General features: G+C 71.1%; 20 protein-coding genes. 10 read left to right on the top strand and 10 right to left on the bottom strand.

Annotated elements, in window-relative coordinates; all coding sequences use genetic code 11:
* The first annotated feature begins 109 nt into the window (after window positions 1-109).
* Window positions 110-1,498, top strand: coding sequence for an amidase family protein (locus AB0H93_RS01000; protein WP_358566861.1), 1,389 nt, complete (start codon window positions 110-112; stop codon window positions 1,496-1,498).
* A gap of 316 nt (window positions 1,499-1,814) precedes the next feature.
* On the top strand, window positions 1,815-2,225 hold the full coding sequence (locus tag AB0H93_RS00995; RefSeq protein WP_358565382.1) for a cupin domain-containing protein: 411 nt from the start codon (window positions 1,815-1,817) through the stop codon (window positions 2,223-2,225).
* Between the two features lie 9 nt (window positions 2,226-2,234).
* Here AB0H93_RS00995 and AB0H93_RS00990 read toward each other — a convergent pair whose 3' ends face one another.
* A complete protein-coding gene (locus AB0H93_RS00990; RefSeq protein ID WP_358565379.1) occupies window positions 2,235-3,137 on the bottom strand; it encodes a phosphotransferase in 903 nt (300 codons plus the stop codon).
* 73 nt (window positions 3,138-3,210) lie between these two features.
* Complete coding sequence (locus tag AB0H93_RS00985) at window positions 3,211-4,395, bottom strand: fumarylacetoacetate hydrolase family protein (protein ID WP_358565376.1); 1,185 nt, start codon at window positions 4,393-4,395, stop codon at window positions 3,211-3,213.
* Window positions 4,396-4,688: 293 nt separating this feature from the next.
* On the opposite strand from AB0H93_RS00985, the gene AB0H93_RS00980 reads away from it, so the two are divergent.
* Window positions 4,689-5,441, top strand: a complete 753-nt coding sequence (locus AB0H93_RS00980; protein ID WP_358565374.1) for an SDR family oxidoreductase — start codon at window positions 4,689-4,691, stop codon at window positions 5,439-5,441.
* Window positions 5,442-5,497: 56 nt separating this feature from the next.
* Here AB0H93_RS00980 and AB0H93_RS00975 read toward each other — a convergent pair whose 3' ends face one another.
* Window positions 5,498-6,574: a MerR family transcriptional regulator gene (locus AB0H93_RS00975; protein WP_358565371.1), complete on the bottom strand. Its 1,077-nt coding sequence runs from the start codon at window positions 6,572-6,574 to the stop codon at window positions 5,498-5,500.
* A 91-nt stretch (window positions 6,575-6,665) separates the two neighbouring features.
* On the bottom strand, window positions 6,666-7,130 hold the full coding sequence (locus AB0H93_RS00970; RefSeq protein WP_358565368.1) for an NUDIX domain-containing protein: 465 nt from the start codon (window positions 7,128-7,130) through the stop codon (window positions 6,666-6,668).
* A 375-nt stretch (window positions 7,131-7,505) separates the two neighbouring features.
* Here AB0H93_RS00970 and AB0H93_RS00965 point away from each other — a divergent pair, with 375 nt between their 5' ends.
* Window positions 7,506-8,504 (top strand): DUF418 domain-containing protein, encoded by a 999-nt coding sequence (locus AB0H93_RS00965; RefSeq protein WP_358565365.1) that lies wholly within the window; start codon window positions 7,506-7,508, stop codon window positions 8,502-8,504.
* Window positions 8,505-8,566: 62 nt separating this feature from the next.
* On the opposite strand, the gene AB0H93_RS00960 is transcribed toward AB0H93_RS00965, so the two are convergent.
* Window positions 8,567-9,793, bottom strand: a complete 1,227-nt coding sequence (locus AB0H93_RS00960) for a phosphodiester glycosidase family protein (protein WP_358565362.1) — start codon at window positions 9,791-9,793, stop codon at window positions 8,567-8,569.
* 290 nt (window positions 9,794-10,083) lie between these two features.
* Between AB0H93_RS00960 and AB0H93_RS00955 the strand changes: the two genes are divergently transcribed.
* From AB0H93_RS00955 to AB0H93_RS00930, 6 genes are all read left to right on the top strand, one after another.
* Window positions 10,084-10,932, top strand: a complete 849-nt coding sequence (locus tag AB0H93_RS00955) for a TIGR04222 domain-containing membrane protein (protein WP_358565359.1) — start codon at window positions 10,084-10,086, stop codon at window positions 10,930-10,932.
* A 302-nt stretch (window positions 10,933-11,234) separates the two neighbouring features.
* Window positions 11,235-12,017, top strand: a complete 783-nt coding sequence (locus AB0H93_RS00950) for an MHYT domain-containing protein (RefSeq protein WP_358565356.1) — start codon at window positions 11,235-11,237, stop codon at window positions 12,015-12,017.
* 94 nt (window positions 12,018-12,111) lie between these two features.
* On the top strand, window positions 12,112-14,361 hold the full coding sequence (locus tag AB0H93_RS00945; RefSeq protein WP_358565353.1) for a nitrate- and nitrite sensing domain-containing protein: 2,250 nt from the start codon (window positions 12,112-12,114) through the stop codon (window positions 14,359-14,361).
* Between the two features lie 14 nt (window positions 14,362-14,375).
* On the top strand, window positions 14,376-14,798 hold the full coding sequence (locus AB0H93_RS00940) for a roadblock/LC7 domain-containing protein (RefSeq protein WP_358565350.1): 423 nt from the start codon (window positions 14,376-14,378) through the stop codon (window positions 14,796-14,798).
* Between the two features lie 19 nt (window positions 14,799-14,817).
* A complete protein-coding gene (locus AB0H93_RS00935) occupies window positions 14,818-15,192 on the top strand; it encodes a DUF742 domain-containing protein (RefSeq protein ID WP_358565347.1) in 375 nt (124 codons plus the stop codon).
* Entirely contained in the window at window positions 15,173-15,760 is a 588-nt protein-coding gene (locus AB0H93_RS00930; protein WP_132479932.1) for an ATP/GTP-binding protein, read from the top strand. Before AB0H93_RS00935 ends, AB0H93_RS00930 begins: the two co-directional genes overlap by 20 nt.
* 72 nt (window positions 15,761-15,832) lie before the next feature.
* On the opposite strand, the gene AB0H93_RS00925 is transcribed toward AB0H93_RS00930, so the two are convergent.
* The 5 genes from AB0H93_RS00925 to AB0H93_RS00905 all read right to left on the bottom strand — a co-directional run bounded on the left by AB0H93_RS00925 (window position 15,833) and on the right by AB0H93_RS00905 (window position 21,621).
* Window positions 15,833-16,783 carry an asparaginase gene (locus AB0H93_RS00925; RefSeq protein WP_358565344.1) on the bottom strand — a complete coding sequence of 317 codons (951 nt, stop codon included), beginning with the start codon at window positions 16,781-16,783 and terminating at the stop codon, window positions 15,833-15,835.
* Window positions 16,780-18,216: an amino acid permease gene (locus AB0H93_RS00920; RefSeq protein WP_358565342.1), complete on the bottom strand. Its 1,437-nt coding sequence runs from the start codon at window positions 18,214-18,216 to the stop codon at window positions 16,780-16,782. Before AB0H93_RS00920 ends, AB0H93_RS00925 begins: the two co-directional genes overlap by 4 nt.
* Window positions 18,217-18,221: 5 nt before the next feature.
* Window positions 18,222-18,905 carry a FadR/GntR family transcriptional regulator gene (locus tag AB0H93_RS00915; RefSeq protein WP_358566858.1) on the bottom strand — a complete coding sequence of 228 codons (684 nt, stop codon included), beginning with the start codon at window positions 18,903-18,905 and terminating at the stop codon, window positions 18,222-18,224.
* 326 nt (window positions 18,906-19,231) lie between these two features.
* Window positions 19,232-20,077, bottom strand: coding sequence for a polysaccharide lyase family protein (locus AB0H93_RS00910; RefSeq protein ID WP_358565339.1), 846 nt, complete (start codon window positions 20,075-20,077; stop codon window positions 19,232-19,234).
* A 5-nt stretch (window positions 20,078-20,082) separates the two neighbouring features.
* Window positions 20,083-21,621 carry an alkaline phosphatase D family protein gene (locus AB0H93_RS00905; RefSeq protein ID WP_358565336.1) on the bottom strand — a complete coding sequence of 513 codons (1,539 nt, stop codon included), beginning with the start codon at window positions 21,619-21,621 and terminating at the stop codon, window positions 20,083-20,085.
* Between the last annotated feature and the right edge of the window lie 177 nt (window positions 21,622-21,798).

The raw sequence follows: 21,798 nt of genomic DNA, 5'->3' as shown, positions 1-21,798 counted from the left end.
CGCGGCACTGACCGCAGGCTCGCTGGTGCTGGGCAATCCCGGGGCGACCGGGCGCGGAGGACTGGGCGTCGACCTCGACACGGTGACGATTCCCGAGCTCCAGGCCAGGATGTCGCGCGGATCGCTCACCTCGTCGGAGCTGACCGCCGCCTACCTGGAGCGGATCCGCACCATCGATCCGAAGATCAAGGCGGTGCTGCGCACCGATCCGGCGGCGATGGCCCAGGCGGCCGCGAGCGATGCCCGGCACCGCCGCGGCACCGTCCTCGGCCCGCTCGACGGAATTCCCGTGCTGCTCAAGGACAACGTGAACACCCGCGATCTGCCGACGACGGCGGGCTCGCTGGCGCTGGCCGGGAGCCCGCCCGGCTCGGACGCGGTCCTGGTGACCCGGTTGCGGGACGCGGGCGCGGTCATCCTCGGGAAGACGAACCTGTCCGAGTGGGCGAACTTCCGCGCCGGGAAGCCCACCTCCGGGTGGTCGGCGGTGGGCGGGCAGACCCGCAACCCGTTCGTGCTGGACCGCAACCCGTGCGGTTCGTCGTCGGGTTCCGCCGCCGCGCTCGCCGCGTCGCTGGCGCAGGTGGCCATCGGCACGGAGACCGACGGCTCCATCGTGTGCCCGGCGGGGATGAACGGGGTGGTCGGTCACAAGCCGAGCCTCGGCCTCGTCAGCCAGTCCGGCGTCGTGCCGATCTCGGCGGAGCAGGACACCGCGGGCCCCATGGCGCGCAACGTCATCGACACGGCGCTGACCTTCGCGGTGCTGCAGGGCGAGGAGAGCGCGTTCTCGCCGCTGGGCGACCTGCGCGGCAAGCGGATCGGCCTGTGGCGGCTGCCGTCGCTCGGGCCGGACGTCGATGCCGTGATGACCGCCGCGGCGCGGCGGCTCACCGCGGCGGGTGCCGCCGTGGTGGAGGTGACCCCGCCCTACCAGGACCGGCTGGGTGAGCTGGAGTTCCCGGCGCTGCTGAGCGAGTTTCACCGGGACATCGACGCGTACCTCGCGACCCGGCACGGCCCCCGCGACCTGGCCGAGCTGATCGAGTTCAACCGCCGCACCCCGGCGGAGCAGACCTGCTTCGCCGGCCAGGAGCTCTTCGAACAGGCGCTCGCCGCGCCGCCGACGACCGATCCGCAGTACCAGGCGATGCGCGCCGAGCTGGCGGACCTCTCCCGGCGCTCGATCGACGAGACCTTGGCCGCGCACGACCTGGACGCCGTCGCCGCGCCGACGAACCCGCCGGCGTGGACCACCGACTGCGAGCGCGGCGACAACGACGTGATCCCGTCCTCGACGCCCGCCGCGGTGGCGGGCTACCCGTCGGTCTCGGTACCCGCGGGTTCCGTCGGTGAGCTCCCGGTCGGGTTGCTCCTCATGGCGGGCGACCGGCAGGACGCCGAGCTGCTGTCGCTGGCGGCCGCCGCCGAGCGCGAGCTGAAGGCCTGGCGGGCGCCGCGCTACCTGCCGACGGTCGGGCCCGACCCCATCGGCTGACGCGGCTTCCACGTGCCGGATGAATCGTTCCGCCGGCAGGTGGACTTCCGCGCCGTTCATGGGAATCGCTCGCCGCGTGTCGTCCGATCCGGTAGCGGGGCGCTGCGCGCCCTGGGCGGCCGCGCGGCCCCGGCGTTATGGTGCGCAGGTCCGCGGTGTTCGGCTCGAACACCGCGTGCTTGGGGGAACTGATGCGGGATTGTGCGCCACACCTCGGAAGGACCGCGGACGTGCTTTCACCGGCCGTCCGCAGGCGCTGCGCCGTTGCCCGGTGCGCGCGCCGAGGGGGCACTCCGCACGGGAAGGATGGATCGTCGTGACCGATGTCGCAGAGTTCGCGCTGTCCAGCCTCGCAACGGTGGTCCGGATCGAAAAGCCCTGGGGCTACGAGGAGATCTTCGCCGTGGTGGCCGGCCGCTACGTCGGCAAGGTGCTGCACATCCGGGCGGGCGAGTCGATTTCGCTGCAGTACCACGAGAAGAAGGAGGAGACGATCGCCGTGCAGTCCGGCATCGTGCTCCTCGATCTGGGGCCGAATCGCGATTCGCTGGTCCGGATGGAGCTCGACCCCGGCCAGACGGCGAGCATCCCGTCCGGCGTCGTGCACCGGGTCACGGCGGTGTCCGACGCGGTCCTGCTGGAGACGTCCACGGCGGAGCCGGGCTGGCAGGCGGACGTCGTCCGCCTGGAGGACGACTACGGCCGTGCCACGACCGCGGCCTGGTGACCTGCGGCGTCACGGGCGGAGTTCGGCGAAGATCTCGAGACGGCGTGCGTGGTAGGCGAGGTCTTCCGCGTCGTGCACGACGCCGAGCCGCCGCTGCTCGTGGAAGGACACCACCTCACGGCGCAGCCGGTGCCGGATGAGCTGCGCCAGGGTTTCCTCGTCGAGGAGCCCGGCGGGCCCGTCGGCTGCGGCGTAAGCCTGCGCGAACGAGCGCATCGCCGCGGTGTCGATCGCGGACTTCTCCTCGGCCCATTCCAGGGCGGCGTAGGCGACCTCGACCGCGGGCGGGACCACGCACGCCTCGTCCCAGTCCACCACGGCCGTGAGGGCGCCTCCGTCGGTCAGCGTGTTGCCCGGGTAGAAATCGCCGTGCACGGCCTGGCGTTCCCGGTGGGTGCGGTGGAATTCCGCCAGCCACGAATCGAGTTCCGGGTCCGCGAGAGCCGGTTCAGCCGGCGGTTCGGACCCGTCCAGGCCCGGTTCCAGGCCGGACGGGACGGGCCGCGGCGACGGCCGCATCCCGGCCAAGGAGCGGTGCAGCCGCGCGAGCAGCGAGGCGGCCTGAGCCGGGGCGCCGGGCGTTTCGCGGGTCGGCCACCTGCCCGGGACCAGCGGCCAGACCGACATCGGGCGGCCGTCGACCCGGACCACCGCGCGCCCGTCGGACGTGGCGACCGGAGCGACCACCTCCGGCACCTCGCTCGAAGCGTGCGAGGCGATGGCGTAGCACCACTCGGCTTCTTCCGTGCTGCGCCATTCCGGCCCCACCCGGACGACGTGGTCGCCGACGGCGAACGCGGCGGACTCCTCGCCGCCGTGCAGCCGGACGGGATCGCCCGCGAAGCGCAGACCCCACCGGGCATCGAGCGCCTGCCGCGCGGCTTCGGTGAACGAGATGTCTGTGAACGGCACGGGATCCGGCTCCTTCACCGGCCGCTCTGGTCGCGAACAGCCGATGCTCGATGCGGGCGGTGGGCGGTTTCGGTCACGTCGCGGTGCCCTGGAGGAGGCCGCGGGCGGCGAGGTTGGTCATCAGAGCGCGGATGCCGAAGGTCCAGTCGGGCGCGTCCTCCGCGGTGTTCACGACGTTGATCAGGCTACCGAGCGCGGGGGAGGAGATGCGCACGACGTCGCCGGGCTTGTGGGTGAAGCCCTGGCCGGGGACGTCGCGGTCCTCGGTGGGGGCGAACATCGTGCCGGTGAACAGCACGAACCCGTCCGGGTACTGGTGGTGGCGGCCGTGGGCGTGCCCGATCAGCTCCCGCACGTCGCGGCTGATCTCGCGGACCGGGTTGACGCCGTCCAGCCGGTAGCCGTCGGTCCCGGCGATGGCCAGGCCGATCTCCAGGTCCTGCGCATCGTCGAGGGTGAACTCGTCGTCGAAGAGGCGGAGGAACGGGCCGATCGAGCAGGACGCGTTGTTGTCCTTGGCCTCGGTAAGCAGCAGCGCGCTGCGCCCCTCGAAGTCGCGGAGGTTGACGTCGTTGCCCAGCGTCGCCGCCACCGGGACGCCGCGGGAGGTGACCGCGAGGACCAGTTCGGGCTCCGGGTTGTTCCACGTCGAGCGTTCGAGCACCCCGATCTCCGCGCCCGTGCCGACCGCGGACAGCACCGGGGCCTTGGTGAAGATCTCCGGGTCCGGGCCGATGCCGACCTCCAGGTACTGCGACCAGAGGCCCTCCCGGACGAGCACCTCCTTGATCCGCTGCGCCTCGGAGGAGCCCGGCCGCACCTGGGAGATCCGGCCTTCGATGACGTCGCCGAGCTTCGCGCGGATCTCCTCGGCCCGGCGGAGGTCGCCCTCGGCGCGCTCCTCGATCACCCGCTCCAGCATGCTCCGCACGAAGGTCACGCCCGCCGCCTTGATGACCTGCAGGTCGACCGGCGCCAGGAAGTGCGGCCGGGCGCGGTCGCCGGACAGCGTGGCCTGCAGGAGGTCGGCGAGCCGCCAGCTCCGGCCGCCCTCGTGCGTCCGCACGACCTCCCCGGCGTCGGCCCGTTCGAGCAGCCCGGCGACCGTCGGCTCGACGCCGGTCAGGTCGACGACCGACGCGCCGCGCACCGCGGCGACGCACGGGCCGCCGCAGTCCGGGTCGAAGACGCGGGCGACCAGCGTCGCCCGGTCCGCGTCATCGGGCAGGACGTGATCGGCGTGGGCGGAGAGGTTCAAGGTGCCTGCCTTCCTCGGGGCTTGCTGGAGCGATCCGAAGGGGATTGCGATCAGCGCTTCCCGCCGGGATCCGAACGTGGCGCAGGTGATCGCGCGAACTCCGGCGTGCCGCGGCTGCGGATGGTTGCGGCGGCTGCATGGCCGAACTATGGTCCGAACATCATACGAAGTCAACCGGATTCCGGGCCCGGCGAAGGCCAGCGCACATCGGTGTCCGATGTGGACGCGATGGGGTTCCCGCCGGGCGGGATGATCACCGGCTTCGTACCTCGGCCACGTCCCGGGAGGGGAACTTGAGCGATCTCTTCGCACTCAACGGCAAGAACGCGGTCGTCACCGGCGGCGCGCAGGGCATCGGCGAGGCGATCGTGCTGGGCCTGCGCGACGCCGGGGCGCGGGTGTTCATCTGCGACATCAACCCGGAGGTCGGCAACGCGACCGCCGAGCGGCACGGCGTCGAGTTCGTGGCCGCGGACGTCACCGACCCGGCCAGCGTGGAGGCGGCGTTCGAGCACGTGGCGACGACGGCCGGATCGGTCGACGTCGCGGTCAACAACGCCGGGATCGTGCACAACCATCCCAGCGAGGACCTCGCGGACGAGGACTGGCGGCGGGTGATGTCGGTGAACCTCGACGGCGTTTTCTACTGCTGCCGGGCGGCGGGCCGGCGGATGCTCGAACAGGGTTCGGGGAGCATCGTCAACACCGGCAGCATGAGCGGCCACATCTCCAACCACCCGCAGCCGCAATCTGCTTACAACACGGCGAAAGCGGGCGTCATCCACCTGACGAAGTCGCTGGCCGGGGAGTGGGCCGACCGCGGCGTGCGGGTCAACTCCGTCTCGCCCGGTTACGTCGGCACCGAGATGACCAAGCGCGGGATGAGCAACGAGGAGTGGCGCCGGGTCTGGGTCGGCGACACCCCGATGAAGCGGGTCGCCGAACCCCGCGAGATCGCCCCCGCCGTGGTCTTCCTGGCCTCCGACGCCAGCAGCTACTGCACCGGCACGGACCTCGTCGTCGATGGCGGCTACACGGTCTGGTGACATCGCCTGCGGACGGCCCGTCCTCGGCCTGCTGGCAAGGACGGGCCGTCCGTCGGCTACGCGCGTGCGAGCGCGTCGATGACCACGAAGGCGAAGTTGTCCGGTGCGCCTGCGTCGCGGATGAGTTCGGTGAAGCGGTCCACCGCTTCCCCGGGATCGCCTGCAGCCTCCAGGGCGTCGCGCAGCTGCTGTTCGGGCACTACGGCGTGGAGCCCGTCGGAGCAGAGCAGATAACGGTCGCCGCTGTGCGCTTCGCGCAGGTGGAGGTCTGGTTCCACGGTCCCGCCGCGTTGCAGGGCGCGGAGCAGCGTTGCCCGGTTCGGGTGCGTCGCCGCCTCCTCCGGGGTCAGCTTTCCCTCGTCGACCAGTGACTGCACGAAGGTGTGGTCGTGGGTGATCTGGGTGAGCTCCCCGTCGCGCAGGAGGTACGCCCTGGTGTCCCCGACGTGCGCCAAGGCGAACTGGGCGCCCGACCACAGCATCGCGGTCAGCGTGGTGCCGACGTTCTCGTGTGCCGGGTCGGCTGCGAAGTCGTGGACGGCCTGCCGCGCGCCGTTCGCGGCAGCGCCGAGAATCTTCAGCAGGTTTCCCGTGGGCACCTCGGCGTCGAGAGCCCGGAGCGCGTCGACCGCCGCGACGCTCGCCGCGCGGTCCATGCCCTGCGCGCCGAATCCGTCGGCGACGGCGAAAAGGTTCCTGCCCTCGTACACCGCATCTTGATTTTCGTCCCGCACGAACCCGCGATCATCTCGAGCAGCAGAGCGAAGTTCCCATTCCGCTGGTACATCGGCCATTTCGGTTTCCCTCCGCGAAAGGTGGTCGACGAGGAAGGCCGCCAATTCCCCGCGGGCCGCGGTGTCGGCCTCGACCTGGCGCCAGTACGAGCCGACCTCGGCTGCCGCGGCGAGCGGGGGAAGGTCGCAGACCACCCTGATCCGGGCCAACGGCATGCCGAGCCCGCGCAACCACGCGACCAGCCGGGCGTGTTCGAGCTGGGACCGGTCGTAGGAGCGGTAACCCGAACGCGGATCGACGTCCGCCGGTGGCAGCAGCCCCAGCTCGTCGTAGAGCCGCAACGCTTTCGGCGTCAGCCCCGTCGCCTGCGCGAACTCGCCGATGCTCAGCCTGGACATGGCTCCCTCCTCGTCCCGGGCGCCTCGCCCGGTGACCCGACCCTGCGGGTTGTCCCTGGGTGAAGGTCAAACTCCCGTCGACGGCGGGCGGTCAGAAGCCGAAGGTCGTGACCTGGGGGAGGGTGCCGGCGCGCAGGTGCCGGAGGATGTACTGCTCGTGGGGCACGGTCGGACTCGGCGGCGCGTCCAGCGGAAACCACTGCAGATCCGCGGTCTTCTCGGGCTCGGCCCGCCTGGGCCGACCGGTCCAGCGACGGCATTCGAAGAAGAAGTCCACCCGTTCGTTGATCGCCCGCTGGTCGCCCTGCGTTCGGTGCATGACCGACAGCGGCACGAGGTCTCCGGCGGAGATGTCGATGCCGAGTTCTTCGGCGGCTTCCCGGCGCGCGGCGTCGATGACGGATTCACCGGACTCGACGTGGCCCGCCGCGGCCATCGCCCAATGCCCGTCCATGTACCCGGTGTTGCGGCGCAGTTGCAGCAGCACCTCCTCCTGGGCGTTCGACCTGCGGAGCGCGATGTAGACGGAAGGAACGACCTGGAACCGATCAACCATGGAACCGACCCTAGCCCCAGGATTTCGGGCTGGTGGGCGATATCGGGCTTCCGGGTAACAGACGGGATCGGAGCACGGCGGTGCTTTCCAGTCTTCCCGGCCGAAAGGCTCGTTCTTGGTGGCCGATCGGCTGACCGGTGCGAGCCGGACTCGGCCTTGCGGATGATCCGCGATGGGGGTGGTCGCGGCGATCCTGATCGTGATCGGACTCGGCGATGGGCCGGGTGGGCTGCGATGTCAGGAGGAACTCGTGTCAAGCTCAGCGGCCGGCGCCGGGGCGATGAAGCCCTGGCCGGTGACCGTGGTTCTGATGCGCCGGCAAGCGGTTCGGTGCGCGGACGGGCTCGCGTCGTGCGGATCGCGGGGGTGGGGTCGATGACGACTGCCGTGGCGGCACAACAGGTGCGGCGGCGCATCGGTGATCTCGACTCGCTGCGCGGGTTCGCGCTGTGCGGGATCCTGTTCGTCAACATCCCGGACCTCGTGCACATGGGCTGGGGGCCTGCGATCGGGGTGGCCGATCCGGTCCGCTCGGCGCTGAACATGTTCGTGCAGCAGCGGTTCCACCCGATCTTCGCGTTCCTGTTCGGCGTGGGTTTCGCGCTGTTCCTGGACCGCGCGACCGGGCGAGCGGCCCGGCCCCGGGTGCTGTTGCTGCGGAGGCTGCTGGCGCTGCTGGTCATCGGGATCGGGCACCAGTTCCTGCTGCCGGGCGAGCCGCTGCTGATCTACGCGATCGTCGGCCTGATCGTGCTGTTGCCGACGTCGGTGCTGCCGCGGTGGGTCGCGCTCTGGGGCGGCGCCGGGCTGCTCGCGGTGGGGTTGTTCGGTCTGAACGGCGGAGTCGGCCTGGTACCCGGCCTGTTCCTGCTCGGCGCGGCCACCGTCCGGTACGGCGTGATCGACACGCTCGACCGCCGGGCGGGGCAGCTCGCGATCGCCTTCGGGCTCTCCGCGGTGCTGGCCGGTTTCGCTCTCTGGTTGCAGGTCAACAGCAAGGGTTCGGCGTCGTTCTTCGTGATCTGGGCGGCGGCGGGACTGCTCGGTGGGCTCGCCTATGCGTCCGGTTTCCTGCTGCTGTGCAGGACTCGCGCCGGTGGCGCGCTTTCCGCGGCGTTCGCGCCGCTGGGGCGGATGGCGCTGACGAACTTCATCACCGCCACCCTGCTGACCTTGGCGGTGGCGCCGGTGATCGGCCTGGGGCAGGACTCCATCCGGTACGACCTGATGCTGCTGCTGGCCGCCGGGATCCTGGTGGTGCAGTGGGTGTTCTCGCGCTGGTGGCTGAGCAGGTTCGCATACGGGCCGCTGGAGTGGGCCTGGCGCTGCGTGACGTGGTGGAACCGGGTTCCGCTGCGCGGACAGGTCGCCTGAAGCCGGCGTCACTCGGGGAAGGTCCTGGTGCGAGGCCGAAGTGTTCCCAGAACGCGGGTTCGTCAGCGGGCGGCGGAGAAGACGCCGATCCCGTTCGCCACGGCGCGGGGAACGCCGTCGGAGGGCACGTTCTTGATCACCGCTCGGGGCTGACCGGGGTCGCGCGCCGCCAAGGTCGACGAGCCGCCGCCGTCGAGGTTGACGGCATCGGCGGCCCCGAAGGACCTGATCAGGTCGGCCAGCTCGCGGACGCTCAGCCCGGTGCTGGCGGCGGAGCGCCCGTCCACGGTCAGCAGGTACGCGGTCCGCCCGTCCGAGCTGGCGCCCGCGGCGGTGCGCGGTGCCAACGTCCCGGTCTCCAGGCCGGGCAACGGCTTTCCGGCGCGGAGGATCGGGAATCCGCCGACGGCGAACTCCAGCGGCGGTGCGTCGGCCGCCTCCAGCCGGGATTCGACCACGACCCGGTCGCCGAGGTTGAGCTTCTCCAGCTCGGCGGCGCCTTCCTCGCGCCCGACGAGGACGACGGTGTCACCGGGAATGGCGCCGGCGCCCGGCTCGTCGTGCTCGGCGCTGACAACGCCGTTCCGGACGACCACTTCTTCGGTGTCGGTGGTGCACGGCGCGGAGCGATCCGTGTCGGTGCCGCACACCGCGCGTGCCCGGGAGACCTCGCCCCACGCCGAGGTGTAGAGCCCGATTCCGCCGACCGGCACCGCGTACTGGTTCAGGCCCGCGAGGTCGGCCGTCGTCCCGCCGCTGAGCACCACGCCGGTCAACGACACGCTGGAGACTCGCGCGCGCCGGTCGGCACCCAGACCGAACACGTCCTTGGTCGAGGTGCCCGCGGGCAATCCCGGGCCGAAGCGCTGCCCGTTGGGAACGGCGGCTTTCAGGTCCACACCGTCGGCGATCGCGGGCCCGACCGAGGAGCCCGTCGCGGCAACGCCCTCGTGCGTCTCGCTCAGGTGGAAGAAGTCGCCGTTGACGCCCGCGACCGCCCGCTGCGCATTGGTCATGTCGTCGATCTCGTCCCGGGCCGCCACCGCGGGCGGGTGCAGCAGATCGAGTTCGACGTCGGGATTGCGCAGGTCCGCGGTCAGCAGGTATCCGACGACCGGCCCGTGCTCGGTGGAGAGCTCGAAGGACCGGTAGGTCACGCCCGGCGCGACCTGCTCCTCGGTCAGGCGCGGCTGATCGGCCGACGCGGGCGCGGCCGGTGGTAGCAGTGCGCCGAGGAGGACGGCGGCACCGAGCGCAGCCAACCGACGTGGGAATGCCGCAGAAGTCATCGCCGTCCGCCTCTCCGCAAGATCGAACCGGCGGCAGCGTAGCGCCGTGGCAGCGGCCAGGAGATTCTCCGGCGATGAATTGCCGGTGAGGCGCGGGCGAATTCCTCGTTCCCGGCGAGAGCAGTCGGTACGTCGGTCTCGACGAGCTCGGCGATGGCGTCTGCGTGCGTTGGGCCAAGTGAGGGGCGCTCGCCGCCGATTCGGCCGGGCAACGCACGGGTGGCAGGCTCGGGGGCAACCTCGACGGGTGTGGGGCGTCTGCAGGAGAGCGGATCGATCGAGGAGGGCACGTGGACGTCGCCTGGGGGATGAGCAACTCCGAGTTCACCGTCCTGCTTCTCTTCCTGATGGTCCTGTTGCGCGGTGGCATCTCCCTGCTCAACCTGCTGGCCAGGATCGGGCCCAAGACCGGCTACTTCGAGCCTGACCAGTACCAGCTCGCCTACCTCAGCGGCGGCGTCGACAGGGTGGCCGACAGCGTCGTCGCCGAGCTCGTCGCGGCCGGGGCGCTGCGCGTCGGGCCCGACGGAAAGCTGCGCGCCACCGGCATTCGCGCGCAGCACGAGTACCAGCAGCGGGTGCTGGACTGGGCGGGCGACGGCATCGCGATGGCCGAGCTGCGGCGCGCCTTCCGCAGGTCCGGGATCACCCGTGCGCTGGTGGCGTGGCTGAGCGTCCACGGCCTGATCAGCGGGTCCGGCCGGTTGCAGGCGCTGCGCGTGCTGATCGGGCTGCTCGGCGCCGTCGCGGCGGCCGGGTTGATCCGCATCGTCGATTCGCTGATCCGCGGCTACTTCTCGCCGGAGTGCCTCCTCGTGTCGCTCGTCGTGTTCCTGTGGGTGGGAACTCTGCACCTCGGGTGGGAGCCGAAGCGCACGTTCAAGGGCGACCGGGTGGTGGACCGGGCGCGGGCTGCGTCGGAGGTGCCGGCCGGAAACCGGCACGCTCGGCAGGCTTTCAGCCACCCGGTCCAGGTGGCCACGGCGGTGGCGATCCACGGGATGGAGCAGTACCCGGACGAGCGGGTGGTCGCGCACCTGAACATCCCGCTGGCGTGGTGGAAGCGGGCTCTGCTCGGCGGCCGCAGCGGCGGCGGCGATGGGGGAGACGGAGACGGCGGCGACGGCGGCGGGGAGTGACGCGGCGGCCCGCCGTTCCGGCAGGGCAGAAGATGATCGTCCTATTCGGACGTTCGCGGCTCGCGCGCGGGCGTCGCGGCGCGGGGGTCGTTACTTAAGGGAGAATTAACTGCGTCGTATGCGGTCGAGAATCACGCACCGCGCATAGTCCGTCACTCGAAAATCTATTGTGGAGAGTGGTTGTGATCGGCGCGTGATCTGAGTATGGTCATTCGACGTGACCGGCCAGTCGGGGCAATGAGGGTCGCTTCTTGACAGGTGCCGCCTACACGCTTTAGGGAATAATGGGTCAGATAGGCTCGATGACGGAGTTCGGTTTCGGCTGGCTGACACCGGTCCTGTCGTACGTGATGGCTTGCGTCGGTGCGGCGCTCGGCTTGCGCTGCATGGTGCGCGCGCTCGCGACGACCGGCCGCGCGCGGCGCAATTGGTTGATCAACGGTGCCGTCGCGATCGGCACCGGCATCTGGACGATGCACTTCATCGCGATGCTCGGCTTCCACGTCACGGGCACCGACGTCCGCTACGACGTCCCGCTCACGGTGCTGAGCCTGGTGGTCGCCATCGTGGTGGTCGGCATCGGCGTCTTCGCGGTCGGCTACAGCCGTTCCAAGGTGCTGGCGGTGCTCGTCGGCGGCCTGATCGCCGGTGTCGGGGTGGCCGCCATGCATTACGTCGGGATGGCGGCGATGCGGCTTTCCGGCATGGTCAGCTACGCCCCCGAGATCGTCGCGTTGTCCGTGGTCATCGCCGTGGCCGCCGCGACCGCCGCGCTGTGGGCGACGCTGAACATCCGCGGTCCGATGGCCGCGTTCGGCGCCTCGCTGGTGATGGGCGTGGCGGTCAGCGCGATGCACTACACGGGCATGGCCGCCGTGAGCGTCCACCTGCACGACGTGGCCGCGCCCGTGGCCGGCGCCTCGCCGATGCAGTTCATCTTCCCGCTCACCGTTCTGCTGGGGTCGTACCTGTTCCTCACCTCGGCGTTCGTCGCGATTTCGCCGAACGCGTCGCGGAAGCCCGATTCGGACGACGCCGGGGGAGCGTCGGAGAATCCCGCGGAGCCCGCCGCCGGACGAATTTGATCAACGGAATTCCCGCCGCGCATATCGCGTGAATTGATCGGCCGCTCGCCGCGTCCGCAACAGCCGTTTCTCGAAAATCCGGGATGGATGGTTCATGCCCGAAAAAAGCCGGTATTCCGGCATTGGATTCCCGCGCCTGCAACCGAAATCGGTGCGCGCGAAGACCGTTGCGCTGCTCGCGGTCCCGGTCGTTTCGCTCATGGCGCTGTGGTCGATGGCCACGGTCTCGGCGGTGCAGAGCGCATGGACGCTGCACCAGGTCGAGCAGCTCAACGAGAAGCTGGCCGGCCCGGTCCGGAACCTGGTCGGCAGCCTGCAGGGCGAGCGCGCCGCGGCCGTGCGGTACCTGGCCGCGCCGCAACCGGCGGCGGAGCAGGCCTTCGCCGCCGAGCGCGCGCGCACCGCGCAGGCCGCCACCGCGCTGCTCGACGGTGTGACCGTCGCCAGGGCCGACATCGCGAGCATCGCCACCGACGTGAACGAGCGCATCGACGTGCTCGTCCAGGACCTCGACCGGTTCCAGAGCGCCCGGCCGGCGGACTGGACAAGTGCTTACGTCGAGTACTCCGCCGCGATCGAGCACGCGTTCGCGGTGGAGGAAGTGCTGACCACTGTGCAGGACGGGCAGGCGGCCGCGGCCGCACGGGTCGTCCTCCAGCACAGCCGCGTCGCGGAGACGATCGACCGGCAGGACGCGATCGTGACCTCGGTGCCGGCGGGCGCGAGGATGACGCCCGAGCAGCACCGGGCCTTCGCCGTCGCACTCGGCGGTCAGGACGTGCTGACCGATGGCCTGCTGCCCGAACTCCCGGCTGCCGACCAGGAGGCGTACCGGCGGCTGGTCGATGGCGACGCTTACCGTTCCCTCTGGGCGATGCAGAAGGACATGCTCGAAGCGGGCACCGTCACCTTCGCCCCGGACCAGTGGCGCGGCGCGGTGCAGGCCCTGACGCAGGCGGTGGACACCAGCCAGGCCAACGCGCGTGCCGCGGGCGCCGCGGAGGCGGAAGCGGCGAGCCGATCGGTGACGACGCAGGCGGTGTGGACGGTGCTCCTCGGCCTGGTCGCCGTGCTGCTCGCGCTGGCGGTCTCCGTCCGGATCGGCCGCGGCATGGTGATCGAGCTGGTCGGCCTGCGCGACTCGGCGCTGGAACTGGCGAACCGGCGGCTCCCGCAGGCGATGCGCAGGCTGCGGGCCGGGGAGAAGATCGACATCGATGCCGACGTCCCGGTGGTCGCGCCCGGCGAGGGCGAGATCGGCCAGGTCGGCGACGCGCTCAACGCGGTGCAGCGCTCGGCGCTGCAGGCCGCGGCCGAACGGGCCGAACTGCTCACGGGGGTTTCCGGGGTGTTCGTCAACCTCGCCCGGCGCAGCCAGTCCCTGGTGCACCGCCAGCTCGGCATCTTGGACGGCATGGAACGCCGGACGGAAGACCCGGCCGCGCTGGAAGATCTGTTCCGGGTCGACCACCTGGCGACGCGGATGCGCCGACATGCCGAGGGGCTGATCATCATGTCCGGTGCCGCACCCGGTCGGGCCTGGCGCCAGCCGGTGCCGCTGATGGACCTGGTCCGCTCGGCGGTCTCCGAGGTCGAGGACTACGCGCGCGTCGAGATCCGCCGGATGCCCGGGCTGTCCGTGCTCGGCTCGTCGGTCTCCGACGTCACGCACCTGTTCGCCGAACTCGTGGAGAACGCCACGACGTTCTCGCCGCCCGACAGCACCGTGCTGGTGCACGGCGAGCCGGTGGGCACCGGGTTCGTGGTGGAGATCGAGGACCGCGGCCTGGGCATGAGCCCGGAGCGGCTGGCGGAGGCCAACCGGCTGATCGCCGAGGCCCACCAGCTGGAGCTGTTCGAAAGCGACCGGCTGGGCCTGTTCCTGGTGAGCCGCCTGGCGAACCGGCAGGGCATCACCGTGTCGCTGCGCCGGTCTCCCTACGGTGGTACCACGGCCGTGGTGCTGCTGCCGATGTCGATCCTCACGGCGGAACCGGCCGGGGACTCCCGCGATCAGCCGTCCGAACCGGAACCCGTGCGGCCGCCGAAGAAGGCGATCGCGACGAGGCTGCCGGTCCGGACCGCGATGCCGGCGCGGCAGCAGGTCTGGGTGGAGCCGGCGGTGGCCGACGAGCCCGCGCCGGAACCGGACACCGGGGGTCTGCCGCGCCGGACCCGCCAGGCGAGCCTCGCCACCGGGCTGCAAGCGGACAACCGCAAGCGAACCGACCCGGCCGCCGCGTCCCCGCTGTCGCCCGACCAGGCGCGAAGCATGATGTCCGCGCTCCAGCAGGGATTCGCCCGCGGGCGCGGCACGGCGACCGACGACTCCGCTGACGCCTGAGACGAGGAGCATCCATGTTTGGCACGACCGAACGATCCGGGGAGCTGAGTTGGCTCCTGGACGAGCTGGTCCACAACGTGCCGCGAGTCAGACTCGCGCTGCTGCTGTCCAACGACGGCCTGGCCATGGCCGTGTCATCGGGGGTCCGCGACGAGGACGGCGAGCACCTCGCCGCGGTCGCCTCGGCGCTGCACAGCCTCGCGAAGGGCACCGGCAGGCACTTCGACGCCGGCTCCGTCCGGCAGACGATGATCGAGCTGGACGGCGGCTTCCTGTTCGTCGTGGCCGCCGGCGGCGGCACCTGCCTCACGGTGTTCGCCGACGCGGGCGCCGACATCGGTTTCGTCGCCTACGAGATGGCGCGGCTGATCAACCAGGTCGGCGAGCACATGCACGCCGCGGACCGCTCGCCCGGCCAAGCCGGGGGTGACCGATGACGGCATCGGGGTGCGGGTCGTGAACGGGCCCCACCAGAACTGGTACGACGACGACGCGGGGCCGATGGTGCGGCTGTACGCGATGACCGGCGGCCGCGCCCGGCCGGGCCGCGGCGCGCTGGACATCATCACGCTCGTGGTGGCCGCCACCGCACCCGAGCACGACCTGACGCTCACCCCGGAACAGGCCGGAATCCTCGGCCTCTGCCGGGGCAGGCGGGTGTCGGTGGCGGAGATCGCGGCCCGGTCGAACCTGCCGCTGAGCGTCGTCCGGGTGCTGCTGGCAGATCTGCTCGACGCCGGGCACGTCCGCATCGAACGCCCCACGCCGGCGCGCGAACTGCCGAGCGAAGACGTACTGAGGGAAGTGATCAATGGCCTCCGCGCGCTCTGACCACCGGATCGGCGGGCCCGTCACCGCGTTGAAGATCCTGATCGCCGGCGGGTTCGGCGTCGGCAAGACGACGATGGTGGGCGCGGTCAGCGAGATCCGGCCGCTGCACACCGAGGAGCGCCTCACCGAGGCCGGCGTCGGCGTGGACTCCACGGCCGGGGTGGAGCAGAAGACCACCACGACCGTGGCGATGGACTTCGGCCGCATCACGCTGCGCGACGAGTTCGCGCTGTACCTGTTCGGCACGCCGGGGCAGGACCGCTTCTGGTTCTTCTGGGACGACATCGCGCAGGGCGCGCTCGGCGCCGTCGTGCTCGCGGACACCCGCCGCCTGCCGGACTGCTTCGCGTCGGTGGACTACTTCGAGCGCCGCGAGATCCCGTTCATCGTGGCGGTCAACCAGTTCACGGGCTCGCGGCGCTTCGGGGTGGAGGAGGTCGCCGCGGCGCTCGACCTGGACCCGGGCACGCCGGTCGTCCTCTGCGACGCCCGGGAACGCGAGTCGGCGAAGGAAGTCCTGATCGCCCTGGTGGAACACGCGAGCCGCGTCTACGCCGAACGCCGCTGAGCTTCGACCACTGCGGACCGCAAAAGGGGTGTGCCCGCCGGGATCTCCGGCGGGCACACCCCTTTTGCGGTGTCAGTTCTTCAGGGCGTCGGTGACGGTCAGGCCGTCGCTGGTGAACCGGGCCAGCAGGCCCGGGTCGACGCCCGCGATCTCCAGCGCCGCGATGGTCGCCGGGAGGCGAGCGCGGTCGGAGCCGTCGGCGATCTTGAGGGCGATCGCGGTGCCGTCGGGCAGCGCGGCGATCTGCACCGCTTCGAAGCCGTCCTTGGCGATCAGGCCGGGCACCGCCGCCATCAGCGCCGTGGTGTCCCGGCGGGAACCGGCCACCATCTCCGGGTGTGCCCGGAACGCGTGCGCGACGGCGCCTTCCGGGCTGTCGGCCGGCGCGCTGGCGATGCGCCCGGCCGCGGTGGCCAGGCCGCGCAGCGAGACCGCGAACAGCGGCGCGCCGCAGCCGTCGACGGCCACGTTGGCGATCCGCTGCCCGGTCAGCTCCTCCACTGTGGACGCGATCTCGCGCTGCAGCGGGTGCGCCGGATCCAGGTAGTCCGATGTGGACCAGCCCTGCCGTCGGCTGACGTGCAGCATCGACGCGTGCTTGCCCGAGCAGTTGTGCGCCAGCCTGCTCGCCGGGCGGCCCGCGGCGATCCAGGCCTCCCGCTCGGCCGGGTCGAAGGGCAGGTCGGCCGGGTTGCCCAGGTCGGCCTCGGTAGACCCGCCCGACTCCAGGACCCGCAGCGCGCCGGCGAGGTGGACCTGCTCGCCGGAGTGGCTGGCGGCCGTGAGCGCCAATAGGTCCGGCGGAAGCGACAGGCCGAGCCGGACCATGGCGACCGCCTGCATCGGCTTGGCCGCCGAACGCGGGTAGCAGGCCGTTTCGGCGTCGCCGGCCTGGAACAGGATCGAGCCGTCGGGAGCGACCACCACGACCGAGCCGTGGTGGACGCTCTCGACGAGGCCGTCCCGCAGCACGTGCACCAGCGGCACGTGCGCGGGAACGCCGACCGGCGGGGTGCGGGTCATGCGTCGGCCTTTTCGAGCACCGAGGTGTCGATCTTGCCGCGGACCCGGAACCAGCCGATGACCAGCGCGATGATGATCACCGGCAGGGCCATCAGCGTGATCCGGCCGATCTCGTCGAAGGCCATCAGGACCACCACCGACGCGAGGAACACGAGCGTGACGATCTCGGTGTACGGCGAGAACGGCAGCCGGTAGCTCGGCCGGGTCACCTCGCCGCGCTGCGCCTTGCGGACGAACAGCAGGTGGCAGACCACGATGATGGCCCAGGTGGCGAGGATGCCGATGGAGGCGAAGTTCAGCACGATCTCGAACGCCTCGGCGGGCACCACGTAGTTCAGCCCGACGCCGACCACGCAGACGGCGGCGGTCAGCAGGATGCCGCCGTAGGGCACCTGGCTCTTGTTCATCACGGCGGTGAACTTCGGCGCGGAACCGGCCATCGACATCGACCGCAGGATGCGGCCGGTGGAGTACAGGCCCGAGTTCAGGCTGGACATCGCGGCGGTGAGCACCACCAGGTTCATCACGTCGCCGGCGTAGGGCACGCCGATGTGCGAGAGCACGGTGACGAACGGGCTCTCGCTCTTGCTGTAGGCGCCCCACGGCATGAGCATCGCCAGCAGCACGACCGAGCCGACGTAGAACAGGCCGATCCGCCACATGATCGAGTTGATCGCCTTCGGCATGATCTTCTCGGGGTTCTCGGTCTCACCGGCGGCGACGCCGACGAGCTCGACGGAGGCGTAGGCGAAGACCACGCCCTGCATGATCAGGACCAGCGGGATCACGCCGGCCGGGAAGATCCCGCCGTTGTCGGTGATCAGCTGCGGGCCGGGCAGGTTGCCGTCGATCGGGTGCTGGGTGACCAGCAGGAAGATCCCGACGAACATGAACAGCACCAGCGCGGCGACCTTGATGATGGCGAACCAGAACTCCAGCTCGCCGAACAGCTTGACCGACACCAGGTTCAGGGTCAGCACGATCGCCAGCGCGATGAGCGCCAGCACCCACTGCGGGATCGGGGTGAACGCCGACCAGTAGTGCACGTACAGCGCGATCGCCGTGATGTCGGCGATGCCCGTGGTGGACCAGTTCAGGAAGTGCATCCAGCCCGCCGTGTAGGCGCCCTTCTCACCCATGAACTCGCGGGCGTAGGAGACGAAGGAGCCGGAGGAGGGCCGGTGCAGGATCAGCTCGCCGAGCGAGCGCACGACGAAGAACGCGAACAACCCGCACACCGCGTAGGCGATCGCCAGCGACGGGCCGGCCTGCGCGAGCCGGCCACCGGCGCCGAGGAACAGTCCGGTGCCGATCGCGCCGCCGATGGCGATCATGTTGATGTGCCGCGCTTTCAGCGACTTGCTGTAACCAGCGTCGCCGGCGTCGGCCGGGCCGTCGCCACGCTGCGACGGCTGCAGGGTCTGGTCGGTCATTGGATTCAGCTATCCCCGTTCTCATCAGCTGCGGGCACCGCGGTAGCGGCGGCCCCGACGATGTTGCTGAGCGTGCTTTCGACGTGGGTCAGGTGATGGGTCATCGCCTCGGCCGCGGCGATCTCGTCGCGGCCGCCGATCGCTTCCAGGAGCAGCCGGTGCTCGACGTTCGACGCCGGGCGCCGGTCACCGAGCTGGTTCAGCAGCGTCGACTGCCTGGCCAGCGCGTCCCGGATCTCCTCGATGACCTTCGCGAAGACCGGGTTGCCCGATGCCTGGGCGATCGTGATGTGGAACAGCGAGTCCAGCGCCACCCAGGCGGTGTTGTCGGTCTCCTGCTCCATCCGCTCCACCAGTTCGGTGAGCGTGTCCAGGTGGTCCGAGGTGTGCCGGCGCGCGGCGTAGCCCGCGGCCGGGACCTCGACGTGCCGGCGCGCTTCGAGGAGGTCGCGCGCCGAGTAGTGGCCGAACACGGGGTTCTCGACCGGCCGGTTCGACACCACGAACGTGCCCTTGCCGGTCTTCGACGCCGTGAGCCCGAGGGCCTGCAGGGCGCGCAGGGCCTCCCGCACGACCGACCGGCTGACCTCGAACTCCTTGCTGAGGCCGGCCTCGGCGGGCAGCTTGTCGCCCACCGAGTACTCGCCTCGTTCGATGGCGTCGCGGAGGGTCTCGAGGACTGCCTCCATCGCGCCGACTCGCCGGATGCCATGTCCGGCTGCCCGGCTGTCGGACAGGTTCATGGCACGAAAGAGTGAAGGCGAACACGTTCTGTTGTCAAGCCTTCGTGCAATTACGCCCGAAAAGGTGAAATATGTCCGTTTGGTACCGAAGTGACGTTTGTGTCCGATGCGGCCACTGTTCGGCCGAAATCCGGGGGACGCCCCGTGAACCGAGCTCATCTCGACCGCTACCATCCCGCCGCTGAGGTGCAGGTCTCCTGCGTGAACCGCAACGTACGGTAACCGGTCGTCGGCGCCCCCGCGGCGGTGGCCCCGGGGCGCCGCCTGCGACATCAGCCGCGCCGGGCGAACACCCCGATCGCGTCGTAGGCGATCCAGGAGCCCTCGTCCTTGTGCAGTTCGAGGACGTTCTCCCCGGCGCGGAAGAGCTCGGCCGGCAGCGGCCGCTCCAGGTAGGACGGCTTCAGTGGCGATCCGGCGGCGGTGCTGTCGCCCAGCGTCGAACCCTTCGTCGCGCCGCCCGCGAAGGCCAGCCGGTCGACGGTGGTCCCGTTGATGCCGAGCACCGCGGAACCGGGGATCGTCGCGTGGCTGTCGATGAGCCACAGCGCCAGGTCCACGCCGGTGGTGGGCGCGGCGGCGAGGTCGAAGCGGAGCCGGAACCGGTGGTCGCGCCGGCCGGCCCAGGAGTCGGCGGGGCCGGGCTGCAGGTAGCTCCAGGCCTTGCGCGGGTCGCCGGTTCCGAGGCGGAAGTCGACGCCGTTCGGGAACGTGGCGGGATACCGCGAGTACCCGTCCGGGGACAGCGCGAACTCGAGCCCCTTGCCGTCGAAGTCGCCGACGACGGCCAGCGGGATTCCCGAGGCGCTCACCGACTCGCGGCTGGTGACCGGGATCGGCGCGGACGGCCGGGAACGCGCGCCGGAGGCGCCGACCGTCACCACCTGGTACGTCCAGCGCTGCGCGGCGCCGCCGAGCCCCTTGTGCTCGAAGTGCGGGTAGACCGTCTTGGCCAGCAGAGTCTCCGATGAGATCCGCACGCCGGAGCCGGGTGCGCCGTGCACCGCGTAGTGGTCGACCACGGTGTGCCACGGAACCGGCGTCCAGTCGACGACGATCCGGGCGAGCTCTCCCCGGCCGCGCAGGCCGGTGACGGCGGGTGGGAAGGGTGCGCCCATCGGAGTCAGGCCTTCCTGTGCAGGCCGGGGCTGCCGGCGGGAGTGCTGAAGCGGGCGACGGTCTCGATCGGGGCGGTCGCGTCCGCCTGCACCCACGGGACGATCTTGAACTCGGACACGAGCTCTTCCGGCGTCATCCGGCAGTGCACGTACCCGCGGCGGCCGTCGTAGAGCTTCACGTAGGGGTGCTGCAACCAGTCCGCGGCGTACTTGTCGGTCGGCGCGCCGTCCCCGTCGGAGGCGATCGACGTGCAGATCAGCTCCACCCCGACGGTGCGCGAGGCCGGGTCGGCGAAGTCGGCCTTGAGCTCGGCGGCGACGTGCTTGTGGATGTCGCCGGTGAGAACCACCGGGTTGCTGGTGCGCTGCATCGCCTCGATCAGCCGGCCCCGCGCGGCGGGGAAGCCGTCCCACTGGTCGGTGCGGTCCTCGGTGATCGCCGCGACGGTGACGCCGTTGGCGATCACGTTCCACGTCGCGGGCGATCCGGCCATGCCGTCGTAGAGCCACCGCTCCTGCTCGCCGCCCAGCATCGACCGCTGCTGGGCGGGCAGGTCGAGGGAGTCGCGGAACTGGCGGGTGTCCAGCATGTTGATCCGGGCCAGCGACCCGACGTCGAACCGCCGGTGGACCCGGCCGTCGGGGCCGTTGGGCAGGGCCGCCAGCGACAGCGGCAGGTTCTCGTAGAACGCCCGGTAGGCCACCGCGCGACGGTGCTCGAAGTGCTCCGGGGAGATGCCGTACTTCGAGCGGTCGGCGGTGTAGTCGTTCTGCACCTCGTGGTCGTCCCAGGTCACCAGCCACGGGGCGGCGGCGTGCGCGGCCTGCAGGTGCGGGTCGCTCTTGTGCAGCGCGTAGCGCAGCCGGTACTGCTCCAGCGTCTCGATCTCGACGCGGTGCTCCGGGCCCAGCGCGGGAGCGCCGCGCCGCCACAGGTTGCTCTCGGTGATGCCGTACTCGTAGATGTAGTCGCCGAGGAAGAACACCGCGTCCAGGTCCTCGCCGGCGAGGTGCCGGTGGGCGGAGAAGTGGCCGTGGTACCAGGCCTGGCAGGAGCCCGTCGCGAAGCTGAACGAGCCGGTGCGCTGGCCAGGCGCCGGCAGCGTCCGGGTGCGGCCCGCCGGGCTGAGCTGCGCGCCGACCCGGAAGCGGTAGAAGTACTCCCGGCCGGGTTGCAGGCCGCGGACCTCGGGATGCACGGAGTGCGCGAGTTCGGGGGAGGCGATGACCGTGCCGCGGTGGGCGATCCGGCGGAACCGCTCGTCCTCGGCGACCTCGTACTGCACCGGGACCTGGCGCAACGGCATCCCGCCGTGCCCGTCGGCCGCGAGCGGCTCGGGTGCCAACCGGGTCCACAGCACCACCCCGTCCGGGCGGGGATCGCCGGAGGCGACGCCGAGGGAGAAGGCGCCGTCGCGCAGCGGGCGGCCCGGGGTGGCTCCGGCGGCGTCGGGCGCCGCGATCCCCAGCGCCACCGTCGCGGAGGCGACGCCGGTGAGTTGCAGGAAGGTGCGCCGGTCGAACCCGGTGCGTGTCGAGGTCATCGTGCTCCGATCGGAGGTGCGTGATCGACAGCCTGATCGACGAAAGGGGACGAAAGGTGAAGACCGGATGACGGCCCGGCGGCCGAGACCGGTCCGGCGGGAGCGGTCGCGGCCCGGTTCCGTTCGCGGCGAGGACATTGTGGACGGTGCGGGCGGATTGGTCATGCACGAGTCGGG

This window comes from Saccharopolyspora sp. NPDC050642, assembly GCF_040654735.1.
Classification (GTDB): domain Bacteria; phylum Actinomycetota; class Actinomycetes; order Mycobacteriales; family Pseudonocardiaceae; genus Saccharopolyspora; species Saccharopolyspora elongata.
This window is presented reverse-complemented; position numbering and strand designations above follow the sequence as displayed.

Excerpts from the sequence above, each read along its gene's own strand:
- AB0H93_RS01000 (WP_358566861.1), top strand. The coding sequence starts at position 110 with ATGTCGCGCGGATCGCTCACCTCGTCGGAGCTGACCGCCGCCTACCTG.
- AB0H93_RS00975 (WP_358565371.1), bottom strand. The coding sequence starts at position 6,574 with ATGTCCAGGCTGAGCATCGGCGAGTTCGCGCAGGCGACGGGGCTGACG.
- AB0H93_RS00970 (WP_358565368.1), bottom strand. The coding sequence starts at position 7,130 with ATGGTTGATCGGTTCCAGGTCGTTCCTTCCGTCTACATCGCGCTCCGC.
- AB0H93_RS00965 (WP_358565365.1), top strand. The coding sequence starts at position 7,506 with ATGACGACTGCCGTGGCGGCACAACAGGTGCGGCGGCGCATCGGTGAT.
- AB0H93_RS00960 (WP_358565362.1), bottom strand. The coding sequence starts at position 9,793 with ATGACTTCTGCGGCATTCCCACGTCGGTTGGCTGCGCTCGGTGCCGCC.
- AB0H93_RS00950 (WP_358565356.1), top strand. The coding sequence starts at position 11,235 with ATGACGGAGTTCGGTTTCGGCTGGCTGACACCGGTCCTGTCGTACGTG.
- AB0H93_RS00945 (WP_358565353.1), top strand. The coding sequence starts at position 12,112 with ATGCCCGAAAAAAGCCGGTATTCCGGCATTGGATTCCCGCGCCTGCAA.
- AB0H93_RS00940 (WP_358565350.1), top strand. The coding sequence starts at position 14,376 with ATGTTTGGCACGACCGAACGATCCGGGGAGCTGAGTTGGCTCCTGGAC.
- AB0H93_RS00930 (WP_132479932.1), top strand. The coding sequence starts at position 15,173 with ATGGCCTCCGCGCGCTCTGACCACCGGATCGGCGGGCCCGTCACCGCG.
- AB0H93_RS00925 (WP_358565344.1), bottom strand. The coding sequence starts at position 16,783 with ATGACCCGCACCCCGCCGGTCGGCGTTCCCGCGCACGTGCCGCTGGTG.
- AB0H93_RS00920 (WP_358565342.1), bottom strand. The coding sequence starts at position 18,216 with ATGACCGACCAGACCCTGCAGCCGTCGCAGCGTGGCGACGGCCCGGCC.
- AB0H93_RS00915 (WP_358566858.1), bottom strand. The coding sequence starts at position 18,905 with ATGGAGGCAGTCCTCGAGACCCTCCGCGACGCCATCGAACGAGGCGAG.
- AB0H93_RS00910 (WP_358565339.1), bottom strand. The coding sequence starts at position 20,077 with ATGGGCGCACCCTTCCCACCCGCCGTCACCGGCCTGCGCGGCCGGGGA.
- AB0H93_RS00905 (WP_358565336.1), bottom strand. The coding sequence starts at position 21,621 with ATGACCTCGACACGCACCGGGTTCGACCGGCGCACCTTCCTGCAACTC.